The sequence below is a fragment of the Collinsella aerofaciens genome (genome assembly GCF_015553355.1).
In the GTDB taxonomy this organism is placed as follows: Bacteria; Actinomycetota; Coriobacteriia; order Coriobacteriales; family Coriobacteriaceae; genus Collinsella; species Collinsella aerofaciens_V.
In genome coordinates this window covers 76,220-93,656 of record NZ_JADNGN010000002.1, presented here as the reverse complement: position 1 = coordinate 93,656, position 17,437 = coordinate 76,220, and the positions used below count along the sequence as shown (strand labels likewise).

Annotated in this window: 17 protein-coding genes; 9 read left to right on the top strand and 8 right to left on the bottom strand. The window is 58.8% G+C overall.

The window, feature by feature from the left end; all coding sequences use genetic code 11:
* Positions 1 to 144: 144 nt before the first annotated feature.
* The 6 genes from I2D57_RS01330 (at position 145) to I2D57_RS01305 (ending at position 4,730) form a co-directional block, all read left to right on the top strand.
* On the top strand, positions 145 to 1,332 hold the full coding sequence (locus I2D57_RS01330; protein ID WP_229055552.1) for an amidohydrolase: 1,188 nt from the start codon (positions 145 to 147) through the stop codon (positions 1,330 to 1,332).
* A gap of 163 nt (positions 1,333 to 1,495) precedes the next feature.
* Positions 1,496 to 1,837: a HigA family addiction module antitoxin gene (locus I2D57_RS01325; protein WP_055309779.1), complete on the top strand. Its 342-nt coding sequence runs from the start codon at positions 1,496 to 1,498 to the stop codon at positions 1,835 to 1,837.
* Positions 1,838 to 1,920: 83 nt separating this feature from the next.
* Entirely contained in the window at positions 1,921 to 2,190 is a 270-nt protein-coding gene (locus tag I2D57_RS01320; protein ID WP_195361209.1) for a hypothetical protein, read from the top strand.
* 164 nt (positions 2,191 to 2,354) lie between these two features.
* A complete protein-coding gene (locus I2D57_RS01315; protein WP_195361208.1) occupies positions 2,355 to 2,798 on the top strand; it encodes an FxLYD domain-containing protein in 444 nt (147 codons plus the stop codon).
* Positions 2,799 to 2,830: 32 nt separating this feature from the next.
* A complete protein-coding gene (locus I2D57_RS01310; protein WP_195361207.1) occupies positions 2,831 to 3,253 on the top strand; it encodes an XRE family transcriptional regulator in 423 nt (140 codons plus the stop codon).
* A gap of 346 nt (positions 3,254 to 3,599) precedes the next feature.
* Positions 3,600 to 4,730, top strand: coding sequence for a serine/threonine protein kinase (locus I2D57_RS01305; protein ID WP_195361206.1), 1,131 nt, complete (start codon positions 3,600 to 3,602; stop codon positions 4,728 to 4,730).
* A 37-nt stretch (positions 4,731 to 4,767) separates the two neighbouring features.
* Here the strand turns inward: I2D57_RS01305 and I2D57_RS01300 are convergent, their stop codons facing one another.
* Complete coding sequence (locus I2D57_RS01300; protein WP_195361205.1) at positions 4,768 to 5,901, bottom strand: coiled-coil domain-containing protein; 1,134 nt, start codon at positions 5,899 to 5,901, stop codon at positions 4,768 to 4,770.
* 234 nt (positions 5,902 to 6,135) lie between these two features.
* Positions 6,136 to 6,768: an MOSC domain-containing protein gene (locus I2D57_RS01295; RefSeq protein WP_229055551.1), complete on the bottom strand. Its 633-nt coding sequence runs from the start codon at positions 6,766 to 6,768 to the stop codon at positions 6,136 to 6,138.
* 232 nt (positions 6,769 to 7,000) lie between these two features.
* Between I2D57_RS01295 and I2D57_RS01290 the strand changes: the two genes are divergently transcribed.
* Both I2D57_RS01290 and I2D57_RS01285 read left to right on the top strand, forming a co-directional pair.
* Positions 7,001 to 8,257, top strand: a complete 1,257-nt coding sequence (locus I2D57_RS01290) for a carboxylate--amine ligase (RefSeq protein ID WP_195361204.1) — start codon at positions 7,001 to 7,003, stop codon at positions 8,255 to 8,257.
* Between the two features lie 84 nt (positions 8,258 to 8,341).
* On the top strand, positions 8,342 to 9,088 hold the full coding sequence (locus I2D57_RS01285; protein ID WP_229055550.1) for an aspartate/glutamate racemase family protein: 747 nt from the start codon (positions 8,342 to 8,344) through the stop codon (positions 9,086 to 9,088).
* Positions 9,089 to 9,213: 125 nt separating this feature from the next.
* On the opposite strand, the gene I2D57_RS01280 is transcribed toward I2D57_RS01285, so the two are convergent.
* The 6 genes from I2D57_RS01280 to I2D57_RS01255 all read right to left on the bottom strand — a co-directional run bounded on the left by I2D57_RS01280 (position 9,214) and on the right by I2D57_RS01255 (position 16,058).
* Positions 9,214 to 9,960, bottom strand: coding sequence for an energy-coupling factor transporter transmembrane component T family protein (locus I2D57_RS01280; RefSeq protein ID WP_195361202.1), 747 nt, complete (start codon positions 9,958 to 9,960; stop codon positions 9,214 to 9,216).
* On the bottom strand, positions 9,953 to 11,704 hold the full coding sequence (locus tag I2D57_RS01275; protein WP_195361201.1) for an ABC transporter ATP-binding protein: 1,752 nt from the start codon (positions 11,702 to 11,704) through the stop codon (positions 9,953 to 9,955). Before I2D57_RS01275 ends, I2D57_RS01280 begins: the two co-directional genes overlap by 8 nt.
* Before the next feature lie 106 nt (positions 11,705 to 11,810).
* On the bottom strand, positions 11,811 to 12,383 hold the full coding sequence (locus I2D57_RS01270; RefSeq protein WP_117840202.1) for a hypothetical protein: 573 nt from the start codon (positions 12,381 to 12,383) through the stop codon (positions 11,811 to 11,813).
* 399 nt (positions 12,384 to 12,782) lie between these two features.
* Positions 12,783 to 13,790: a hypothetical protein gene (locus I2D57_RS01265; protein ID WP_195361200.1), complete on the bottom strand. Its 1,008-nt coding sequence runs from the start codon at positions 13,788 to 13,790 to the stop codon at positions 12,783 to 12,785.
* A gap of 9 nt (positions 13,791 to 13,799) precedes the next feature.
* The gene (locus tag I2D57_RS01260) at positions 13,800 to 14,732 is read right to left on the bottom strand and encodes a C69 family dipeptidase (RefSeq protein WP_195361199.1); all 933 of its coding nucleotides are present in this window, start codon (positions 14,730 to 14,732) and stop codon (positions 13,800 to 13,802) included.
* Between the two features lie 408 nt (positions 14,733 to 15,140).
* The gene (locus I2D57_RS01255) at positions 15,141 to 16,058 is read right to left on the bottom strand and encodes a diacylglycerol/lipid kinase family protein (protein ID WP_156597430.1); all 918 of its coding nucleotides are present in this window, start codon (positions 16,056 to 16,058) and stop codon (positions 15,141 to 15,143) included.
* Between the two features lie 98 nt (positions 16,059 to 16,156).
* Here I2D57_RS01255 and rnd point away from each other — a divergent pair, with 98 nt between their 5' ends.
* Positions 16,157 to 17,290: a ribonuclease D gene (gene rnd / locus I2D57_RS01250; RefSeq protein ID WP_195361198.1), complete on the top strand. Its 1,134-nt coding sequence runs from the start codon at positions 16,157 to 16,159 to the stop codon at positions 17,288 to 17,290.
* Positions 17,291 to 17,437 lie beyond the last annotated feature (147 nt).

The following is a 17,437-nucleotide window of genomic DNA, read 5'->3' as shown; positions in this document are numbered from 1 at the left end:
TAAAGACCCTATCACGTTGCACTTTACCAAACAAGAGTATTCGTATATAACGTTTAAAAAATGCAGCAATATGCTGGAAACATGTGTGCCACAATCCTGTATCACAATAAGTTGCAACAGATGTGCCTCACGAAGGGATTCTCTATGACCGAGCTCCAAGAACTCCGTCGCTATCGCCGCGATCTCCATCGCATTCCGGAGCTCGATTTCGATCTTCCGCAGACTATCGCCTATATCGAGGGCGTGCTGGCACCGCTCACCTGCGAAGTGACCCATCCGTGCCCCAGCTGCGTCTGTGCTTTCTTCGACGCCGGCGTTGATGCCGCGCATGCCACGGCGATTCGCGCCGATATGGATGCGCTGCCCATCGCGGAGGCGACGGGAGCGGCCTTTGCCTCGACCCATCCCGGCAAGATGCACGCTTGCGGACATGATGGACACATGGCCATGGCGCTTGCGGCGGCAACCTTTGTCGACCATACGATCCGTGAGCAGCCGGGCGCCATTAAGCGCAATGTGCTCTTTGTGTTCCAGCCGGCCGAGGAAACGACCGGTGGTGCCAAGACGGTATGTGAGAGCGGTGTGTTCGAATGCTACGGGGTCGACCGCATTTTTGGCTTCCATGTGTGGCCCGATCTGCCCGCCGGCACGTTGGCGAGCTGTTCCGGCCCGCTACTGGCGCGTTCGAGTGAGACACACATTCATATTCACGGGACGAGCACCCATATCGCTAAGACCTATGGTGTGCCGGTTGGGGAGTCGCACGATGCGGCGCTGGCGGCAGCGAAGTTTTTGGTTGCCGAGCGCGGGCTGATGGATGAGCTGGGTGCCGATGAGCCCTGCATTGGCAAGTTCGGCCTGCTGCAGGCGGGCACCGTCTGCAATGCGGTGGCGGGGGAGGCCCATGTTGCCGGTAGCTTGCGTGTGTTTACGGACGCCATGTTCGACCGTGCGCGCGAGGGCGTACGCCGTGTGCTCGACGAGGCGTGCACCGCAACGGGCTGCACGTATGACCTCGACTTTGCCGAGGGCTATCCACCGGTCGACAACGACCCCGAGTTGTTTGCCAGCGTCGCGCCTGCCTTGCCCGGGCTGCAGCTTGTGGAGGAACCGCTGCTGATCGCCGAGGATTTCGCGTTCTATCAACGCCATCTGCCGGGCGTGTTTTTCCTGCTGGGCACGGGTATGCCAGAGGACCAAGACAACCCGAGTGATTCGGATGGCTGTCCCGCCTATGCCACAAGCGCTCTGCATACCGATAGCATGCTCTTCGACGAGGAAATCCTTCTCAAAGGGCTCGATGTCTACAAACGATTGCTTCTGCTTGGTTAATTGGCGAAGGATACCTGCTCTAGAAAATACGAACAAATGTACGCTATAATAGAGATGTAAGTCTATAGAAACGTTTGACGTTATTAACGTAAGGCGATACTATGATTGCATCGTAATGAGCGCTATCGGGTCTGTTTTGAGTGGAGACAGGAGATGGCTTGGAATGTCGAAATCGTCGATTATCACAAGTGATGAGACTTCGGCCGATTTGCTGTCGCCGGTGACTCCTGGTGAGCTTCTCAAAGAGGAGTTTCTTGTTCCCATGGGCATTTCTCAATATCGCCTTGCGAAAGAGACTGGGATTCCGGCTCAGCGTATCGGGCAGATTGTCTTGGGAAAACGTCGCGTGACGGCCGACACCGACCTCCGTCTTTGCCGTTATTTTGGCCTGACGGATGGTTATTGGCTGCGCGCTCAGGTGGCGTTTGACCTTGAGGCCGAGAAAAGGCGGATCGAACCGGAGCTGAATAAGATCGTTCCTGTCCAGCAGGCCGCTGCGTTGTAGTGCTCAAAGATATTGAGGTTGGAGTGACGATGGAACGACGCCGACAGTCTGCCGTTTATAGTCCCGGTGGGTGTGGATGCGGCTTGTTGTTGCTTCCGGTTATTGCTGTGAGCATTGGCGTGATGTTTGCGCTTGCTGGGCTGGCTGCGGCGGCACTCGTACTGTTTATCACTGCCATCGGCGTGACGATTTGGCTCTGCCGCAATCGCGAGCGACGCCGTGCCGGCGGTAAAACCAATGTCGGCTGGGTTGTATTCCTGGTCATTGCGTACCCGCTGAGTGTCAGCTACCTGGTGTTCTTTGTCCTGTTGATGGTCAGTGCCTTTACCGGGGAATCCGTCACGGTGGGTTGATGCGCTGCCGGCAGACGGTCGCGCAAAGTGCGTTTGCTCGGCGTTTGGATAACTGCATTGGCCGTTTACCGCAACCTCAGCTCTCAGCTAATGAATTCAAGTTTAATCCTTCCTACGATGTGCTGTGTGCCGGCACGGTAGCCGGATCGTAGGAAGGATGAATAATGGCAAAAGAGGGAAAGAAGCCGATCGGTAAGATTGTCCTAGGCGTCATCGTGGTGCTGGTTATTGTCGGTGCCGTGGGCTCTATGGGCGGCAACTCAACCGATTCGTCTGCGAGCGATTCGGCAAAACCTGCCGAGGCGACACAGCAGGCTGAGGAGCAAAAAGAACCGCAAGAACCGTATACCATTGCTGACGAGGCTGAAGACACTTCCAATCAGTTTACCTATAAGATCACGGGCACGCTGACCAATAACACGGACAAGGAAAAGAGCTACATTCAGATTGAGTATGTTCTGTATGATGCTGATGGCAACCAGGTTGGAACAGCTCTTGCAAACACCAATCATCTGAAGGCGGGCGGCTCCTGGAAGTTCGAGGCGCTGGGTACGGTGTCTCCCGACCAGGTTGCTAGCTGGGAGCGTTCGGACGTAAGCGGTTTCTAGCATGTTGCATGCACTGGGGGAGGTGAAGTCGTATGCCCGATAAAAAGCTGGCTGACGAGTTACTCAATGAGCTTCTCGACGCGCCAAACATCGATGGCTATATCAAGGAGCACGACTTTGCCACCCCGTCGCTTTCGGACTACCTGAAGCAGCTACTGCAGGAAAAGGGCTTGGAGCGCTCGCGCGTGGTTCGTATGGCCGATCTCAATGAGACCTTTGGCTATCAGATCTTTACCGGTGCGCGTCATCCGAGTCGCAATAAGGTGCTGCAGATTGCCTTTGCGATGGCGCTGACGCTCAAAGAGACCAACCGTGCGCTGACGGCTGCCGGGGTAAGCGTCCTTAACTGCAAGGACCGCCGCGATGCGATTATCATCTTTTGCATCGATCGCGGGTGCAGCCTCCAAAAGGTCAACGAGGAGCTGTATCGCTTTGGCGAGGAGACGGTGAGTTAGCGGCTGATATCTGAGCCGGCGGAGTTGCCGAACAACGATGCAAACGAACGGGGCGCGGATGCCATGGGGTGTCTGCGCCCTGCGCTATGATGGAGGCTATGGATACTCAGAGCCCAACATATTCCGATGACGAGCTGACCGCAGCGCTTGCCGAGCACCTGGCGTCGCTCGATCGCGACGACAGCTATCGCGTGGAGCGTGTACTTAAGCGCTCGTCCGTTGAAGCAACCGAGCTCGTGTCTTTGAAGGAACCGGCGGTGGTTCGCTCGGCCCCTTTGTCCGTAAACGCATCGATGCCTCGGCTCAAATCGGCGGGGCATACGAGCGTCTGTTTGCCGCTCAGCGGGTGGGCAGGCGTTTTGAGCACCTGCCCAGAATCGTCGATTGTCGTCGTGTGGGCGACGAGCTCAACGTGGTTATGGAATACATCGAAGGGGAGACGCTCGGGGCGCTGGTGGACCGTCTGGGAGCCACCCCCGATTATGCGCGTGAATTGTATCCTGCCCTATGCGATGCCGTGGGCGAGCTCCACGCCGGTTTTGCAATAGCGGGGGAGACGTCGGCGCCGGTGATCCATCGCGACCTCAAGCCGTCGAATATCATCGTGACAGGTGCCAACTATACGCCTGATGACGGCCTGACATTTTCATCGCTGGTGATTATCGACCTGGGGATCGCGCGCGTATGGCGCGATGGCGCCGATGCCGACACCGTCAAGTTTGGGACACGGCCCTATGCGCCGCCCGAGCAGTATGGGTTTGGGCAGACGAGTGTGCGCAGCGACGTCTACGCACTTGGCGCTCTGTTGTTCTTCTGCTTGACGGGAGTCGACCCTAAACCAGGGCTCGACATGCGCGAGCAATGCGAGGCGCGCGGCATTCCCACTCCACTTGCCGATGCCGTCTGCATGTCGATGGCGCTCGATCCGGCCAAGCGTTTTGCGAGTGCGGAAGCGTTGGGACGGGCGACGCGCGCGGCATACGATCTGAGTCGCCCCGTGCGGCCTCCTGCGCCTGCGCCTGTCCGTACTCCAGACTCGGAGACGGTGTTGACGCCCCAAGGGTTCCAGAACCCCACAGGGCTTCCTAGGCCTGCCGCCTCCGCTGCATGCGGCCTGCTCTCTCGCGTTTCGGAGTCTCTGGGGCGCATTTGGAATACGCTCGTCTGCTTCTCGCTGCTTGTGTTCTTTGCCGGAAGTCACTTTGCCGTCTTTCACCCCACCGGAGCAAACCAAAGCTACCCGACGTGGCTTCTCATAATCGAGTATTTTTTCTTTGTCGATGGCCTTATGGTGCTTATGCATTTTGCGCTGCTCGATAAGCGCCGTCTTCGTCGGCGATTCGCGCTGCTCGACAGCTATCGCGGCAAGAAACTCGCGAAACTCTGGCTCAAGGCATTGGGTGCGCTGCTCCTATGCATGATCGTCATAGTCGCGGTTGCCAATGCGACCGGCGTCGTCGATACCTCCGCTACCTAAAAGAAAAGGGCCCCATTGGGGCCCTTTGCAGTTGCACTTAGATGCGGTTCATCTGAGCGGCGACTTTGTTGTACCAGTCCTGCCACGTGGGCGGGCAGTACTTTTTGGCTGCTGCCGGGGTAAGGGTGGAGCCGTAGTTGGCGCCCAGATAGGCAACGTGAGCGGAGATGCCCTCGCTCCAGCTGCCAAAGCTGCGCCAACCGCCGCCACGTGCACTCCAGCCCCAGGCGTTGAAAGAATTGGCGCAATAAGCACCCTTGGTGCTCTCGATGCAGGCGATGGCGGGGGACCAACGGGGGTCGACACCGGTATTCCAAGCGGCGACGGCAAAGTTATAGCCCTGGCCTGCCATGGGGGAGCCGGCGAGATAATTGTCGATGCGGCTCGTCCACTCATTAATGAACGAATCGTAATCGGAGCTACCGGTATTGGCGTTGTTCACCGTGGTGTCGATGGTGGTGTTGGTGTTGGTGGCCTGGCTGCTGGAATTGCTGCCACTCACGCCCTCGCCCGAGAGCTTTTCGGCGGCAGCGGCCTTATCGGCCTCAAGCTTGGCAAGCTCGGCGGCATTTTCCTGCTCGGCTTTTGCCTGCGCCTCGCTGCGGAGCTGCTGAGCCTGCGCCAGCGCATCCTCGGCGTTTTTCTGCTCTGCCTCAAGCTGAGACTTGGCCTGCTGGAGCTCAGCCTTGTTCTGCTCGAGTTCGGTTTGCATGTTATTGAGCTCTTCGATCTCGTCGACGCTCGAGCTCGTGATCTGGTTGGTGTATTTGCAGGTCGTGATGAACTCACCCAGGCTCTGCGCGTTGACCAGGAAGCTCACGATGGGATTGGTGCCCTTCTGATACTTGTACAGATCGCGCATGGCGGAGCTTGCCTTGGCCTGCTGCTCGGGAAGCTTAGCCTCGATTTCCTCGATGCTTGCCTCATTGGAGTCAATCTGCTTTTGCAGGTCATCGAGTTTGGTGCGGGCGTCGTTGTAGGCGCTCGTGGCGGCTTCGATCTTCTGCTGGGCTGCGGAAAGCTGGTCCTGCGTTGCCTGCGAGGCGGCATACGCCGCAACGGGGGAGAGCATCGGCGTGGCCGTCAGCGCAACGGCGAGCGCGGCGCTCGTGATGATACGAGCCGGCTTCGACGCAATGAGCGCTGCGGTGCGATGATTCGAATGCTGCATCCAGTCCCTCTGCAATCAATCGTAGGTTATGGTTCGAACGGTATTCTACTACTGCTTTCGACCTCAACTTGAACCTTAAAGGTCCCAAAGGGTCAAGTTGAACTTGAGGCTTTGGCTTTGACCTGCAGTTATGATGAATTGTTGAGAAACCATAGAGTTCAACTTTAACGTTACAGAGCCCTGTTTGAGAGGAGTTTTGGGCTGTAAAAGCCATCTCAACGTGGGGTTTTATAACTACAGCGTGCCCTTCTGGCGAGCCTGCTCAATCTCTTCGAGGGCCTCGGCGGGGGTGAACGAACAGGTGCCGTCGCCGAGTTTGATTACCTGGATATCGTCGCCGGCGTAGACCTCTCCGCCCTTTAGTACCACGCCAAAAACGCCCTCGTGGGGAAAGATGCAGTCGCCGGCGAGATAGTAGATGGCGCAGCGTGTGTGGCAGACCTTGCCGATTTGGCTGATTTCGACGAGCACCTCGCTGCCAAGCTTGAGCTGCGTGCCCAAGGGGAGCGAGAGCAGGTTGATGCCTTGCGTGGTGAAGTTCTCCCCAAAGTCACCCTTGCGCACATCGAGTCCGCGGGCCTGCGCCGTCTGGATGGACTCTGCGGCCAAAAAGGAAACCTGACGGTGCCAATGCCCGGCGTGTGCATCGGTGGCGAGGCCAAATTGCTCTATAACGGTGTCGTGTCCATCGGCGACGGGCGACTTGCGCGTGCCCTTGTGTGCCGACGTGTTGATCGAGACGATGCGGGCGGGTCCGTTGTAAGCATCGTTTGCGGTGCGTAGGGGAGCTGCCGTCTGGGCACGATCTGCAAGTTCGCGCCTGGCGGCGTCAATGATGGGGTTGTTGATCGGATGAGCCTGGGGCACGGTGCACCTTTCGACGGGGCGGGCTACATGTTGAATCCTACAACAATGGTAGGTTCATTGCCCGTTGTCATACAACGGTGAGCGCCGTCTTCGTGCTGGCCTTCGTGCTGGACGATTACGTCGATTGCCATAGATACGGTGGAGCTTTGGGCGCCGGCGGCTTGGCACGCTAGAATAAATCAGTTGCGCAAAGACCGCCCGTTGTGTGGGCAGTTCATGATAGGAAGTTTCCATGGCATTGCAATTTACAGAGCGCGAGTTCATTCCCGTGCTGCTTGGTGGCGACATCAACGCCTATTCGGTGGCGCGCGCCTTCTACGAGGAGTACCAGGTCAAGAGTCTGGTCTTTGGCAAGTATCAGACGGGTCCCGCGTACCGCAGCCAGATTATCGACTACACGCCCAACGTGGATATCGACACCATGCCCGTGATGCTCAAAACCGTCAACGGCATTGCCCAAGCGCATGCCGACAAGACGATTGTCCTTGTGGGCTGTGGCGACAACTATGTTGCCCTCGTGGCTCAGGCCAAGGATGCTCATGAGCTGGCGGACAACATTGTCGCTCCCTACGCGCCCTACAGCATGCTCGAGCAGTGCCAGAAGAAGGAGATCTTCTACGAGCTGTGCGAGAAGCATGGCGTGCCCTATCCGCACACGTTTACCTTTACCAAGGCGATGCTCAATGCCCAGGGTGAGGCGCCTGCCGAAGTGCTCGACCAGATCGATTTTCCTTACCCGATGATTCTGAAGCCTTCTGACGGCATCATGTGGTGGCAGCACGAGTTCGAGGGCCAGAAAAAGGCCTATGAGATTGCCGACCGCGCCGAGCTGGAACAGGTCATTCGCGATTCGTATGCCAGCGGCTACACCGACGATCTGATCTTGCAGGATCGCGTGCCCGGCAACGACGAGTACATGCGCGTGCTCACCAGCTATTCCGACCGCAACGGCAAGGTGCGCATGATGTGCCTGGGCCATGTGCTGCTCGAGGAGCATCAGCCCCACGGTGTCGGCAACCATGCCTGTATCATTACCGAGCCCAACGACGAGCTCATGGACGGCGTGCGCAAGTTGCTCGAGGACCTTCACTTTGTGGGCTATTCCAACTTTGACGTTAAGTACGACGAGCGCGACGGCTCGTTTAAGTTCTTCGATTTCAACACGCGCCAGGGCCGCAGCAACTACTACGTCACTAACAGTGGCTTTAACGTTGCCAAGTATGTGGTGGACGAGTATGTGTTCAACCGCCCGTTTGAGCCGGAGTTTGTGACGGCACAGGACGAGGCGCTGTGGATGGTCGTCCCCATGGGCGTCGTCGACAAGTACGTCAAGGATCCCGAGCTGCGCGCTAAGGTGCATCGCCTGGACAAGGAAGGCAAGGGCGCCGACCCTTCGTTTATGAAGGGCGACTTTGTCTTTAACCGCTGGCTGCGCATGTGGCACACCAAGCTGCGCCACTTTAAGCTGTTCAAGACGTATTACAAGTAGATGAGTGCGGCGCCCGTCCGGTTTACATCGGGCGGGCGCGGGTATGATACGCGCAATCGCGCAAGCGTCACCAAGGAGGCGGCGATGGAAAAGCTGGGAGTTATCGGCGGCATGGGCGCCGAGGCCACGTCGTATTACTACGACCAGGTGGTGCGTCATACGGCTGCTGCCTGCGATCAGGAACATATCGACATGGTGGTGCTCTCCAAGTCGACCATGCCCGACCGCACGCTGGCCATTAAGACCGGCGAGCATGCCAAGCTGCTGGCGACCATGAAAGAGTGTGCCCAGGCACTCGAGTCGCTGGGCTGTGCGCACATTGCCATTCCCTGCAACACGTCGCACTACTTCTACGACCAGATCCAGTCGTTTACGAAGGTGCCGATTATCCACATGCCGCGTGAGTCGGTGCGCTATGCTCTGGCCGGTGCGGTGATGGGGGAGTGCGAGTTCGACCCCAACCTGAGTATGCCGGCCGAGCCGGTGCACAAGATTGGCATCATGGGCACCGACGGTACCGTGGGCGCGGGCGTCTACGGCCGCGAATGTAAGGCTGCGGGTGTTGAGGTTGTCTATCCCAGCGAGAAACGTCAGAACGATGTGATGTCGCTTATCTACGATGATGTGAAGGCCGGACGTGAGCCCGATATGGATAAGTTCGACCGCGTGATGTGGGAGTTCGCTCGTAGCGGCTGCGACCGCGTCATTCTGGCCTGCACCGAGCTCTCGGTGCTGCAGAAGTACCGAGAGATGCCCGAGGTCACCCTCGACGCCATGGACGTCCTGGTGCGCGAATCCATCATCCGCAGCGGCGCCCCCTACCGCCTCTAGCTTCCGACCTGCCAAAAAGAGACAGGTTTATTTTGGTAGGTTTTATCTGGTGAAACAGTAAAGGCCTCGGCTCGTTTGGTGCGAGCCGAGGCCTTTTGCGTTGGGCGGTTGCTGTCGGTGGTGAACTAGAACAGGAAACCGATGGCGATGAGGGCGATGCTGACGATGAGCGCGGCGATGTCCAGGCCCTTGATGGGGTAGCGCTTGTACGAGCTGGCGCGCGTACGCAGGTAGAAGCCGCGCTGTTCTGCCGCCAAGGCTGTGGCATCGGTCTTGCCCACGCTCGAGATGAGCAGTGGCACGCACAGTGGCAGCATGAGCTTAAGCTTCTTGATGGGGTTCTTGGTGTCGTACTCGACGCCGCGTGCGGTCTGCGCCTCCATGATGGCGTTCATCTCCTGACCAAACACCGGCACAAAGCGCAACGCCGTGGTAAAGGTGAAGGCATAGCGATACGGCACGTGCAGCACCTCGACGCAGGCGTTGGCAAGGTCGTTGAGTTTGGTCACCATGAGCATGAGGATGAGTGGTAACGCCACGCCCAGTAGGCGCAGACAGGCCTTCGATCCCGTGATGAGGCCCGTGTCGGTGATAAAGCCCCACACCACGTTGCCATCGCGCATAAAGGCCAGCTGGAGCACCAGCATGATAAGCGCGAGCGGGACCAGCAACTTGAGCAGCGAGAACAGACGGTCGACGACGCCGGCATAGGCACCCAGCGCAAGGGTGAGTGCCAAAAAGCCCAGCAGCGCCACGTAGGTGTCGGACAAGAAGATGCCGACGATGATGGCGGCGGCGAGGCCCAGTTTGACGACGGGGTTCAGGCGATGCAGCAGCGTGTCACCCGGCATGTAGTCGATGACGTTAACCACGGTGGACCATCTCCTTGGTAATTCGAACGACATCGGAGACCTCGCTCACCTGTGTAAAGGCGGGTGAGACGTTGGATGCCAGACGGCGCGAGAGTTCGATGACCTGGGGCGGCTCAACGTAGGCACGCCGCATGAGATCGATGTTCGAGAACAGCTCGTGCGTGCGGCCGCGGTCGAGGATGCGACCGTCGGCCATTACCACAATGCGCTCGGCAAAATCCGAGACGACTTCCATATCGTGGCAGACCATGATTACGGCGCAGCCACGCTCGGCCATGGTACGCACCGTTTCCATGACGGTCATGCACTCGCGGTAATCAAGGCCGCTCGTGGGCTCGTCGAGCACCACGATCTTGGGTTCAACCACTACGACGGAGGCGAGTGCCACCATTTGTCGCTGGCCGCGCGAAAGTGAGAAAGGCGCCTCATCGGCCGGCAAGCCAAAGCGGTCGATGACGAGTTGGGCACGACGCAGAGCCTCGGCGCGGTCCATGCCGCCAAGCTCCAAGCCAAAGGCGACCTCGTCGAGCACGGTGTCCTTGCAGATTTGACGGTCAGGGTTTTGGAAGAGGGTTGCGACCTCGCGGGCAATGCGGCTCGTGGGGACGGTTGCAGTATCCAGTCCCGTGACGCGCACGCTGCCCGAGGCGGGCTTGAGCAGACCCGTGAGCAGCTTGGTGAGCGTGGTCTTGCCGGCACCGTTCTGGCCGACGATGCCCACGAGCTCGCCGGGATAGAGCGTCAGGCTAAGGTCGTGTACGGCGGCGCCGCCATTGGGATAGGCAAACTCAGCATGGTCGAAGGTGAGTACGGGTTCTGCGTCCTTGGCATGAGGGCGCAACGACGGTGCATGCGGGGAACCGGCAGGCGCCTGGGCTTCGATGGCCGCGTGTGCGGGGTCGACGATGCCCGAAATCAGGCGCTCGGCCTCATCGACATCCAAGCAGGGGGTACCGCTTACCAGGCCATCGGCCTCGAGGCTATTGAAGATACGCGTGACGCGAGGGCAGTCGACGCCGATGGCACGGAGCTCGTCGGTATGCGCGAAGACCTCGTGTGGCTCGCCCTGCAGCGCGATTTCGCCATGGTTGAGCACGAGCACGCGGTTGCAGTACTCCGAGAGCAGGGCGACCTTTTGCTCAACGACGACGATGGTGATGCCTAGTGCACGGTTGGCCTCACGCAGGGTCTCGAAAACCAGCGTGGAGCTGGCGGGGTCGAGTGCCGCGGTGGGCTCGTCGAGAACCAAGACGCGCGGGCGCATGGCGAGGATGGCGGCGATGGCTACCTTTTGCTTCTGTCCGCCCGAGAGGGTTGCGATCTCGCGGTCGCGCAGGTCGCTGATGCCGACGGTCTCGAGCGTTTCGCTCACGCGCTGCTCGATCTGGTCGTGGGGAACGCCAAAGTTCTCGAGGCCAAAGAGCATCTCGTCCTCGACGACCGAAGCGACCATCTGCGTGTCGATATCCTGCAGCACACTGCCGACGATTTGCGACACGTCGGTGAGCGAGGCCTCGCAGGTGTCGTGGCCGTCAACCATGACGGACCCAAAGAACGTGCCGGTGTAGTGGTGGGGCACGGCGCCCGACAGGCAGGCGGCAAGCGTGGACTTGCCGGCGCCCGAGGGCCCGATGATGCCGATGAAATCTCCCTTGTTCACGCTGAGCGAGATATGGCTAAGCGCCTGCTCGGTCTGCGTGCCATAGGAGAACGAGACATCGTCGACGTTGATGATCGTTTCCATGGATACCTTTCATAGTCATTGGGGACGTTCTTTAATGACTAGTCGTTTAAGAACGTCCCCAAAAGCTAGCCGTTTGGGACAGTCTTTACCGATGGGGCACTGTGGGTTAGTTGAGCTTCAGGGCCTTCTGGATGGGCAGATAGAGGGCGCCGACCAGAATGGCGTTAAAGACGGCGGTCATGGCGACGACGGGCAGCATGGCGGCGGCGAGTTCGCCTACCACGCCGAGCATGGCCATCTTGATGACCATGAAGATGACGCCGGAGACAAAGGTGGTCAGGAAGGTTGCGACAATGGCGATCGCGGGCTTGACCTGACCGTTCTTGCCGGCGGCGTTGACGATGCCGGCCATGAGCATGGCGGCGATGCCCTCGGCGGCAAAATCGACGAACGGCGAAGTGGTGGTGATCTGGATCACGGCAGCCGAGATGAGGCCAATGACGAGCGCCTGACCGATGTTGGGGCGAACGACCAGGATGGTGAGGCAGAAGGCCGAGATGATGAACTCGGGGCTGATCATGCCGCCCGAGATGCCCGAGATGGCCTTGCCGACGGTGAAGTTGAGGATGAAGCCGGCGGCGAGCAGGATGGCAAGCAGGACGAGGGCGCGGACATCGAGTTTGCCACGGTCGGCGGTCTGGACGGTGCGGGGCTGGGTGGCGGTGGTGTTCTGAGACATGGTGAAAATCCTTTCGGAATGGGAGTGCAAGAGAAAAGCGGAGGCGCGTGATGCGAATGCGATCGGGCTCGAGATAGAAAAAGGCCCCCGGTCGAAACCGGAGGCCTTCCAATCACCTAGAGCGCAAAAACAGGCGTGAGGGACTCACTGTCGACCGATCGTATTCGCATCACGCCACCACCAGTTGTTGAGAGACTTCATCGTGTTCTTCATGTTGGTGGCTCCTTTCGTGATGCCGTGGCGCGGTCGCACCTAGTTGCTGTTGCGCTGCACTATAGCACAGCGAAGTGTGTGCGGGGAAATCTTTTTTGAAAAGATTTCAGGTGGGTTTCCCGCCGGTCAAAAGAGCGGGCTGAGCGGGCGTGGTGACTCATGTGCCCCGCCCGCTCAGCTAGGACGTTACTCCTTATTGCGACGGTAGAGGAAGTAACCGCCCGCGGAGATGACGGCAACGCCAGCGATGGCGAATGCGGCCACCATGCGGCCATCAAAACGATCGCCAGTGGTGGGCAGGCCGCCCTTGGTGTTCGTCTTGTTAGTGGTTACCGTGGTCGTGGTGTCGGACTTGCCAGGCTTCTCAGGCTTGGCGGCCGGCTGCTCGGGCTTAGCGGGCTGCTCGGGCTTAGCGGGCTGCTCGGGCTTAGCGGGCTGCTCGGGAGTGCCGGGCTGATCCGGGGTGACCGGATCGGTGGCAAGAGCGTCCTTGGCGTAGGTGATGGACACCTTGAGGCCGTTGGTCTCGGTGTCCAGGTCGCTCGGGGTGAAGGGCTGGTCGAAGTTTTCGGCCTTCTGATAGGCGCGCATCTCCTGGAGCAGTGCCTTGCACTTCTTGTAGGTGTTCTCGGTGGCAGCCTTGCCGGCCTTGTTGGCCAGGGCAGTGCGGCCCTCGGTGGTCGTCTCGGCCAGCATGGCGGCGTCAACTTCCTTGTTCTGCTCGATGAGCTCGTTCTGGAGCGCATCGAGGTAGGCGCGGACGCTGATACCAAGGGTGTCAGGGTTCTCAAAGCAGAGCGAGCTGATGTCCATGAGGACGTAGTTGATTGAGTTCTCGGGCTCTTCGTTGTACACGACGTCAGTCTGTTTGCAGTGATCGAAGGAGACGGTCTGATCGCTGAAGTACGGGCTGACCTCAGTTATCAGAGCGGAGTACAACGGGATGGCGACGGAGTACGCGGCGCGGGAGAGCATTTCCCACTGGATGGTAGCGACTTCGGGGTCATACCCGCGACGAATCTGGAAGAGGTTGATCTCGGTGTTGCGCTCGCTGCCGATGCAATAAACACCATCAGTGTTCGCGTTGAGGCCAGGGACGTTCTCGCCGCGGTTGCCGAAGGCGCGAATCAACTCGAAAGTGCTCCAACCAGACTTGCCAGGCTTGAAGAACAGGGGCTGGATTTCGCTGACCATGGCTCCCTTTTAGTCGGGTTTTCCTTCCTTCTCTACTGTGATAATGTCGTAATCTGTGCCTTCGGTCAGCTGATTACCAAAATAATAGCGGCCTTGCACATAGCGGGACCACTGGTTTACGCCGGAATCGGCGAGGCTTTCGCCATACGTTTGGGCGACATCGAATTTGCCGTCAGCGGAGTATTTGGCGAAGCCCTTCTCCACGGGCATGGACTCGATGCCCTCGGAGTGTAGGCAGTTCTCGTCGTCATCAAGGTTGACATCGTAGTTGAGGCTCCCGATATTAGGGTTGAGCGACGCGACGTCGTCAGCAAGCTTCATGGCGATCCACTGATGGGCGGAAAGTGTGGCGAACAGCCAGGTCTCGTTGTTGTCGGCGATGATGATCTGGTCGTTGGTGCAGACGCCTTGATCATCGATCAGTCTGCCGAGAAGCTCGACGCCCTCGCGGGCCGTGGCGCTCTCGCCCAGGATGATGCTGCCGTAACTGTACTCGCCCAGACCCACTTCCTCATCGATGTGGTCTGCTGCATCGGCCTCCTCGTTATAGGAAGTGCTTAGCGTGGCAGAGCAGGAGACGCCCTTCTCGTTGATTCCGGCCTCGGAATAGGCGTCGGTGCGACCCATCCAGTTGGAGGGGTGGTCGCGTACATAGCTGTAACGATAGGTAGGCTTGTTCGAAGTGTATTCAAAAGCAGATTCAATCGAGCTGTACTTAAAGCCAGGTTCGTGGGCAGGTTCGATGCCGTAGTGCTTAAGATAGCGCTTGCCAAAGTCCTCGGCGCGGCCGTAGTACGTGTTGCCGTCGGCCGTAAGGTTTTTGCCCATGTATATCTGCGTGCAGGCGAGCGCAGATGTCGGCATGGACATGATGGTTGCAGCTCCAAAGGCGAGGCCTATGCCTAGCTTCTTGAGCGCGTTGACGGGGTGAGTTTTCCTCATTTTCCCTCCCAGCGTGCGAAAGCCCTCTGTCGCCAGAGGGCTTCAGCCAATAAAGACACCCCATTAGCGTAACGAACTGGAAACAATATTCATCTATGAAAGACACTTACTCGATAAGCGTGATGAAATATGCGACGAGCGGTTAATTGTACTCAGTTTGTAGCTTTACTTTAATAAAGACGCCCTGTAATTACTGTAGCCGAATAAAGTAGCTGGGAATGCCTGAAATGAAAATCCCCTGCTGTTTGGCAAATGCATAAACAGCAGGGGAGACGATAATTGGATGAATATCATACCAATGTGGAGTTACTTCTTCCGGCGGTGGATCACGTTGATCGCATAGCCGACGAGCATGGCCAAAACGATGATGATAAAGCCGAGCAGGGGATTGTCGTTCATAGGGTCCTCCTATTTTCCGAGCGGGGAGAATTCGTCGACGATGAGGTCGAGGCATTGCGGAAGCGCGCGGGCTCCAAAGACGCCCGAATTGCTGGAGATGATCTCGCCATCGAACTGCATGCCCAGCGACGGGGTGCAGGTGATCTTGGCTTCCTTGGTCTGGATGATCTTGAACTGCGGGCGGCCGAGTACCTTGCCGGCGGGGTCGAGTGCGGCGGTGATCACAGTCGGTAGAAGCTGCACAGTTTTTACGGGTTCGATGACCGCAATGTCGACCATGCCATCGTTCATACGGCAGTCGGGGAACAGGTTGATGTCGTTTTGGATGACCGAGGTGTTGCCGGCCATGCAGCAGATGCCGTCGAGCTCCTCGACAATGCCGTCATGCTCAATCGTAAAGTGCGCCACCGTGGGATTGGGCGTGGCGAGCGCGGAGAGGAAGTAAGCGATCTCGCCGATGTCGTTTTTGGTGGGGGCGGCCTTCATCATGATCTCGGCGTCGAAGCCCGAGCCGGCGATGATGATAAAGCCGTGGCGCTTCTCGTTGCCGTTCTCGTCGAGCCAAAAGAGCTCACCCATGTCGACTTTGACCGTGCGACCGGCACGGCAGGCCTTGGCGAGCGCCGCTGCCTCGGGGGCATTACCGATGTTGTTAAAGAATAGACAGGCTGTGCCGGAGGGGAAGACGAGCGTGGGGACACCGCACCCGCGCATCTGGTCGAGCACGTTGGAGACGGTGCCGTCGCCGCCCGAAACGACCACGCGATCAAACTCGCGCACGTCTGCCACGGCATCCTCGGGCTCCATGCCATCGCCGATAAAACGCATCACGACCTCGTCGCCGCCCTGCGCGAGGGCGTGCGTGAATGCGTAGATTTCATCTGAGCTGGGGCCCGATGCCGGGTTGTGGATGATAAGGCAGCGCATACTTACGTTCCCGTTCTGTGACTAACCGAGTATAGTTGTAAGGCAATGCCGATATCCTACCCGTGTTTTTCGGGCCTAACCTTATTCGATGGGTTGATATGTACATTTCCACACATCAGGCTCTACTCGCCTTTTGCCAGCGCGCCCGTGAGTTCGACGCGATTGCCGTCGATACCGAGTTTTTGCGCGAGCGCACATTCCACCCGCGTCTGTGTTTGGTTCAGATTGCCACCCCTGCCGAGAGCGTCGCGGTCGATCCCCTGGTAATCGACGACCTATTGCCGCTGGCCGAGCTTATGGCCGACGAGAGCGTGACCAAGGTCTTCCACGCGTGCTCGCAGGATATGGAGGTCATGCTCCATACCGTGGGCGTGCTGCCACGACCGATTTTCGATACGCAGGTCGCCGCCGCCTTTTTGGGCGAGCGCCAGCAGATTTCGTATGGCGCGCTTGTTCAGACGTTCTGCGGCGTATCGCTGCCCAAGACCGAGTCGCTGACCGACTGGTCGCGCCGCCCGCTGACCGATAAGCAGATTGAGTATGCGATTGATGACGTCAAGTACTTGATCGTCGCCTATACCGAGATGATGAGCCGCCTGCGCGAGCTGGGCCGTGTGGACTGGGTGCTCGACGAGCTGCGCCCGCTGGCTGACGAGTCGCACTATCGCGCCGATCGCCACGAGGCGTTCCGCAAGGTCAAACGCATCAATTCGTGCAGCCGTCACCAGTTGGGCATCGCGCGCGAGCTCGCCGCCTGGCGCGAGGACCGCGCCGAGCGCCGTAACATCCCGCGCAAGTGGGTCATGTCCGACGACACGCTGCTTGCGCTCGTTAAGCGCAATCCCGTGCGCGTTGAGGAGTTCCGTAGTATCCGCGGTACCGATCAGTTGGGGGAGCGCGACGTGGACGGTGCGCTCATGGCCATCAAGCGCGGCGCGAGCTGCCCGCACGATCGCCTGCCGCTCATGGTGCGCGGGCACCGTCAGATTTCGCCGGAGTTGGAGAGTGTGACGGACCTGATGTACGCGCTCATCCGCCTGGTTGCCGAGCGCTCGGGCGTGGCGACTTCGGTCATTGCCTCGCGCGATGACCTGGCCGACTATATTGAGCATCCCGAGCAGAGCCCCTTGCGCGAAGGCTGGCGCTTTGAGCTTGTGGGCTCGCGCCTGGACGATCTGCTTTCCGGCAATATGGGACTCACCGTGAAGGACGGAAAAATCGAATTGCTGTAGGTATATAGTTACGCGGTTTTACCAAACCGCGTAACAGCTCGACGCTGCAAACGGCCGAGAGCGGCAATCTGACGTTCAATCGTCGCTCGCGTACCAAAGTACGCGTCGCTTCTCTTTCACGTCACCTTGCTCGCTCTCGGCCGTTTT

Bases quoted from the DNA above. Each gene is read 5' to 3' on its own strand.
- I2D57_RS01330 (WP_229055552.1), top strand. From the start codon at position 145: ATGACCGAGCTCCAAGAACTCCGTCGCTATCGCCGCGATCTCCATCGC.
- I2D57_RS01325 (WP_055309779.1), top strand. From the start codon at position 1,496: ATGTCGAAATCGTCGATTATCACAAGTGATGAGACTTCGGCCGATTTG.
- I2D57_RS01315 (WP_195361208.1), top strand. From the start codon at position 2,355: ATGGCAAAAGAGGGAAAGAAGCCGATCGGTAAGATTGTCCTAGGCGTC.
- I2D57_RS01310 (WP_195361207.1), top strand. From the start codon at position 2,831: ATGCCCGATAAAAAGCTGGCTGACGAGTTACTCAATGAGCTTCTCGAC.
- I2D57_RS01300 (WP_195361205.1), bottom strand. From the start codon at position 5,901: ATGCAGCATTCGAATCATCGCACCGCAGCGCTCATTGCGTCGAAGCCG.
- I2D57_RS01290 (WP_195361204.1), top strand. From the start codon at position 7,001: ATGGCATTGCAATTTACAGAGCGCGAGTTCATTCCCGTGCTGCTTGGT.
- I2D57_RS01285 (WP_229055550.1), top strand. From the start codon at position 8,342: ATGGAAAAGCTGGGAGTTATCGGCGGCATGGGCGCCGAGGCCACGTCG.
- I2D57_RS01275 (WP_195361201.1), bottom strand. From the start codon at position 11,704: ATGGAAACGATCATCAACGTCGACGATGTCTCGTTCTCCTATGGCACG.
- I2D57_RS01270 (WP_117840202.1), bottom strand. From the start codon at position 12,383: ATGTCTCAGAACACCACCGCCACCCAGCCCCGCACCGTCCAGACCGCC.
- I2D57_RS01265 (WP_195361200.1), bottom strand. From the start codon at position 13,790: ATGGTCAGCGAAATCCAGCCCCTGTTCTTCAAGCCTGGCAAGTCTGGT.
- I2D57_RS01260 (WP_195361199.1), bottom strand. From the start codon at position 14,732: ATGAGGAAAACTCACCCCGTCAACGCGCTCAAGAAGCTAGGCATAGGC.
- I2D57_RS01255 (WP_156597430.1), bottom strand. From the start codon at position 16,058: ATGCGCTGCCTTATCATCCACAACCCGGCATCGGGCCCCAGCTCAGAT.
- rnd (WP_195361198.1), top strand. From the start codon at position 16,157: ATGTACATTTCCACACATCAGGCTCTACTCGCCTTTTGCCAGCGCGCC.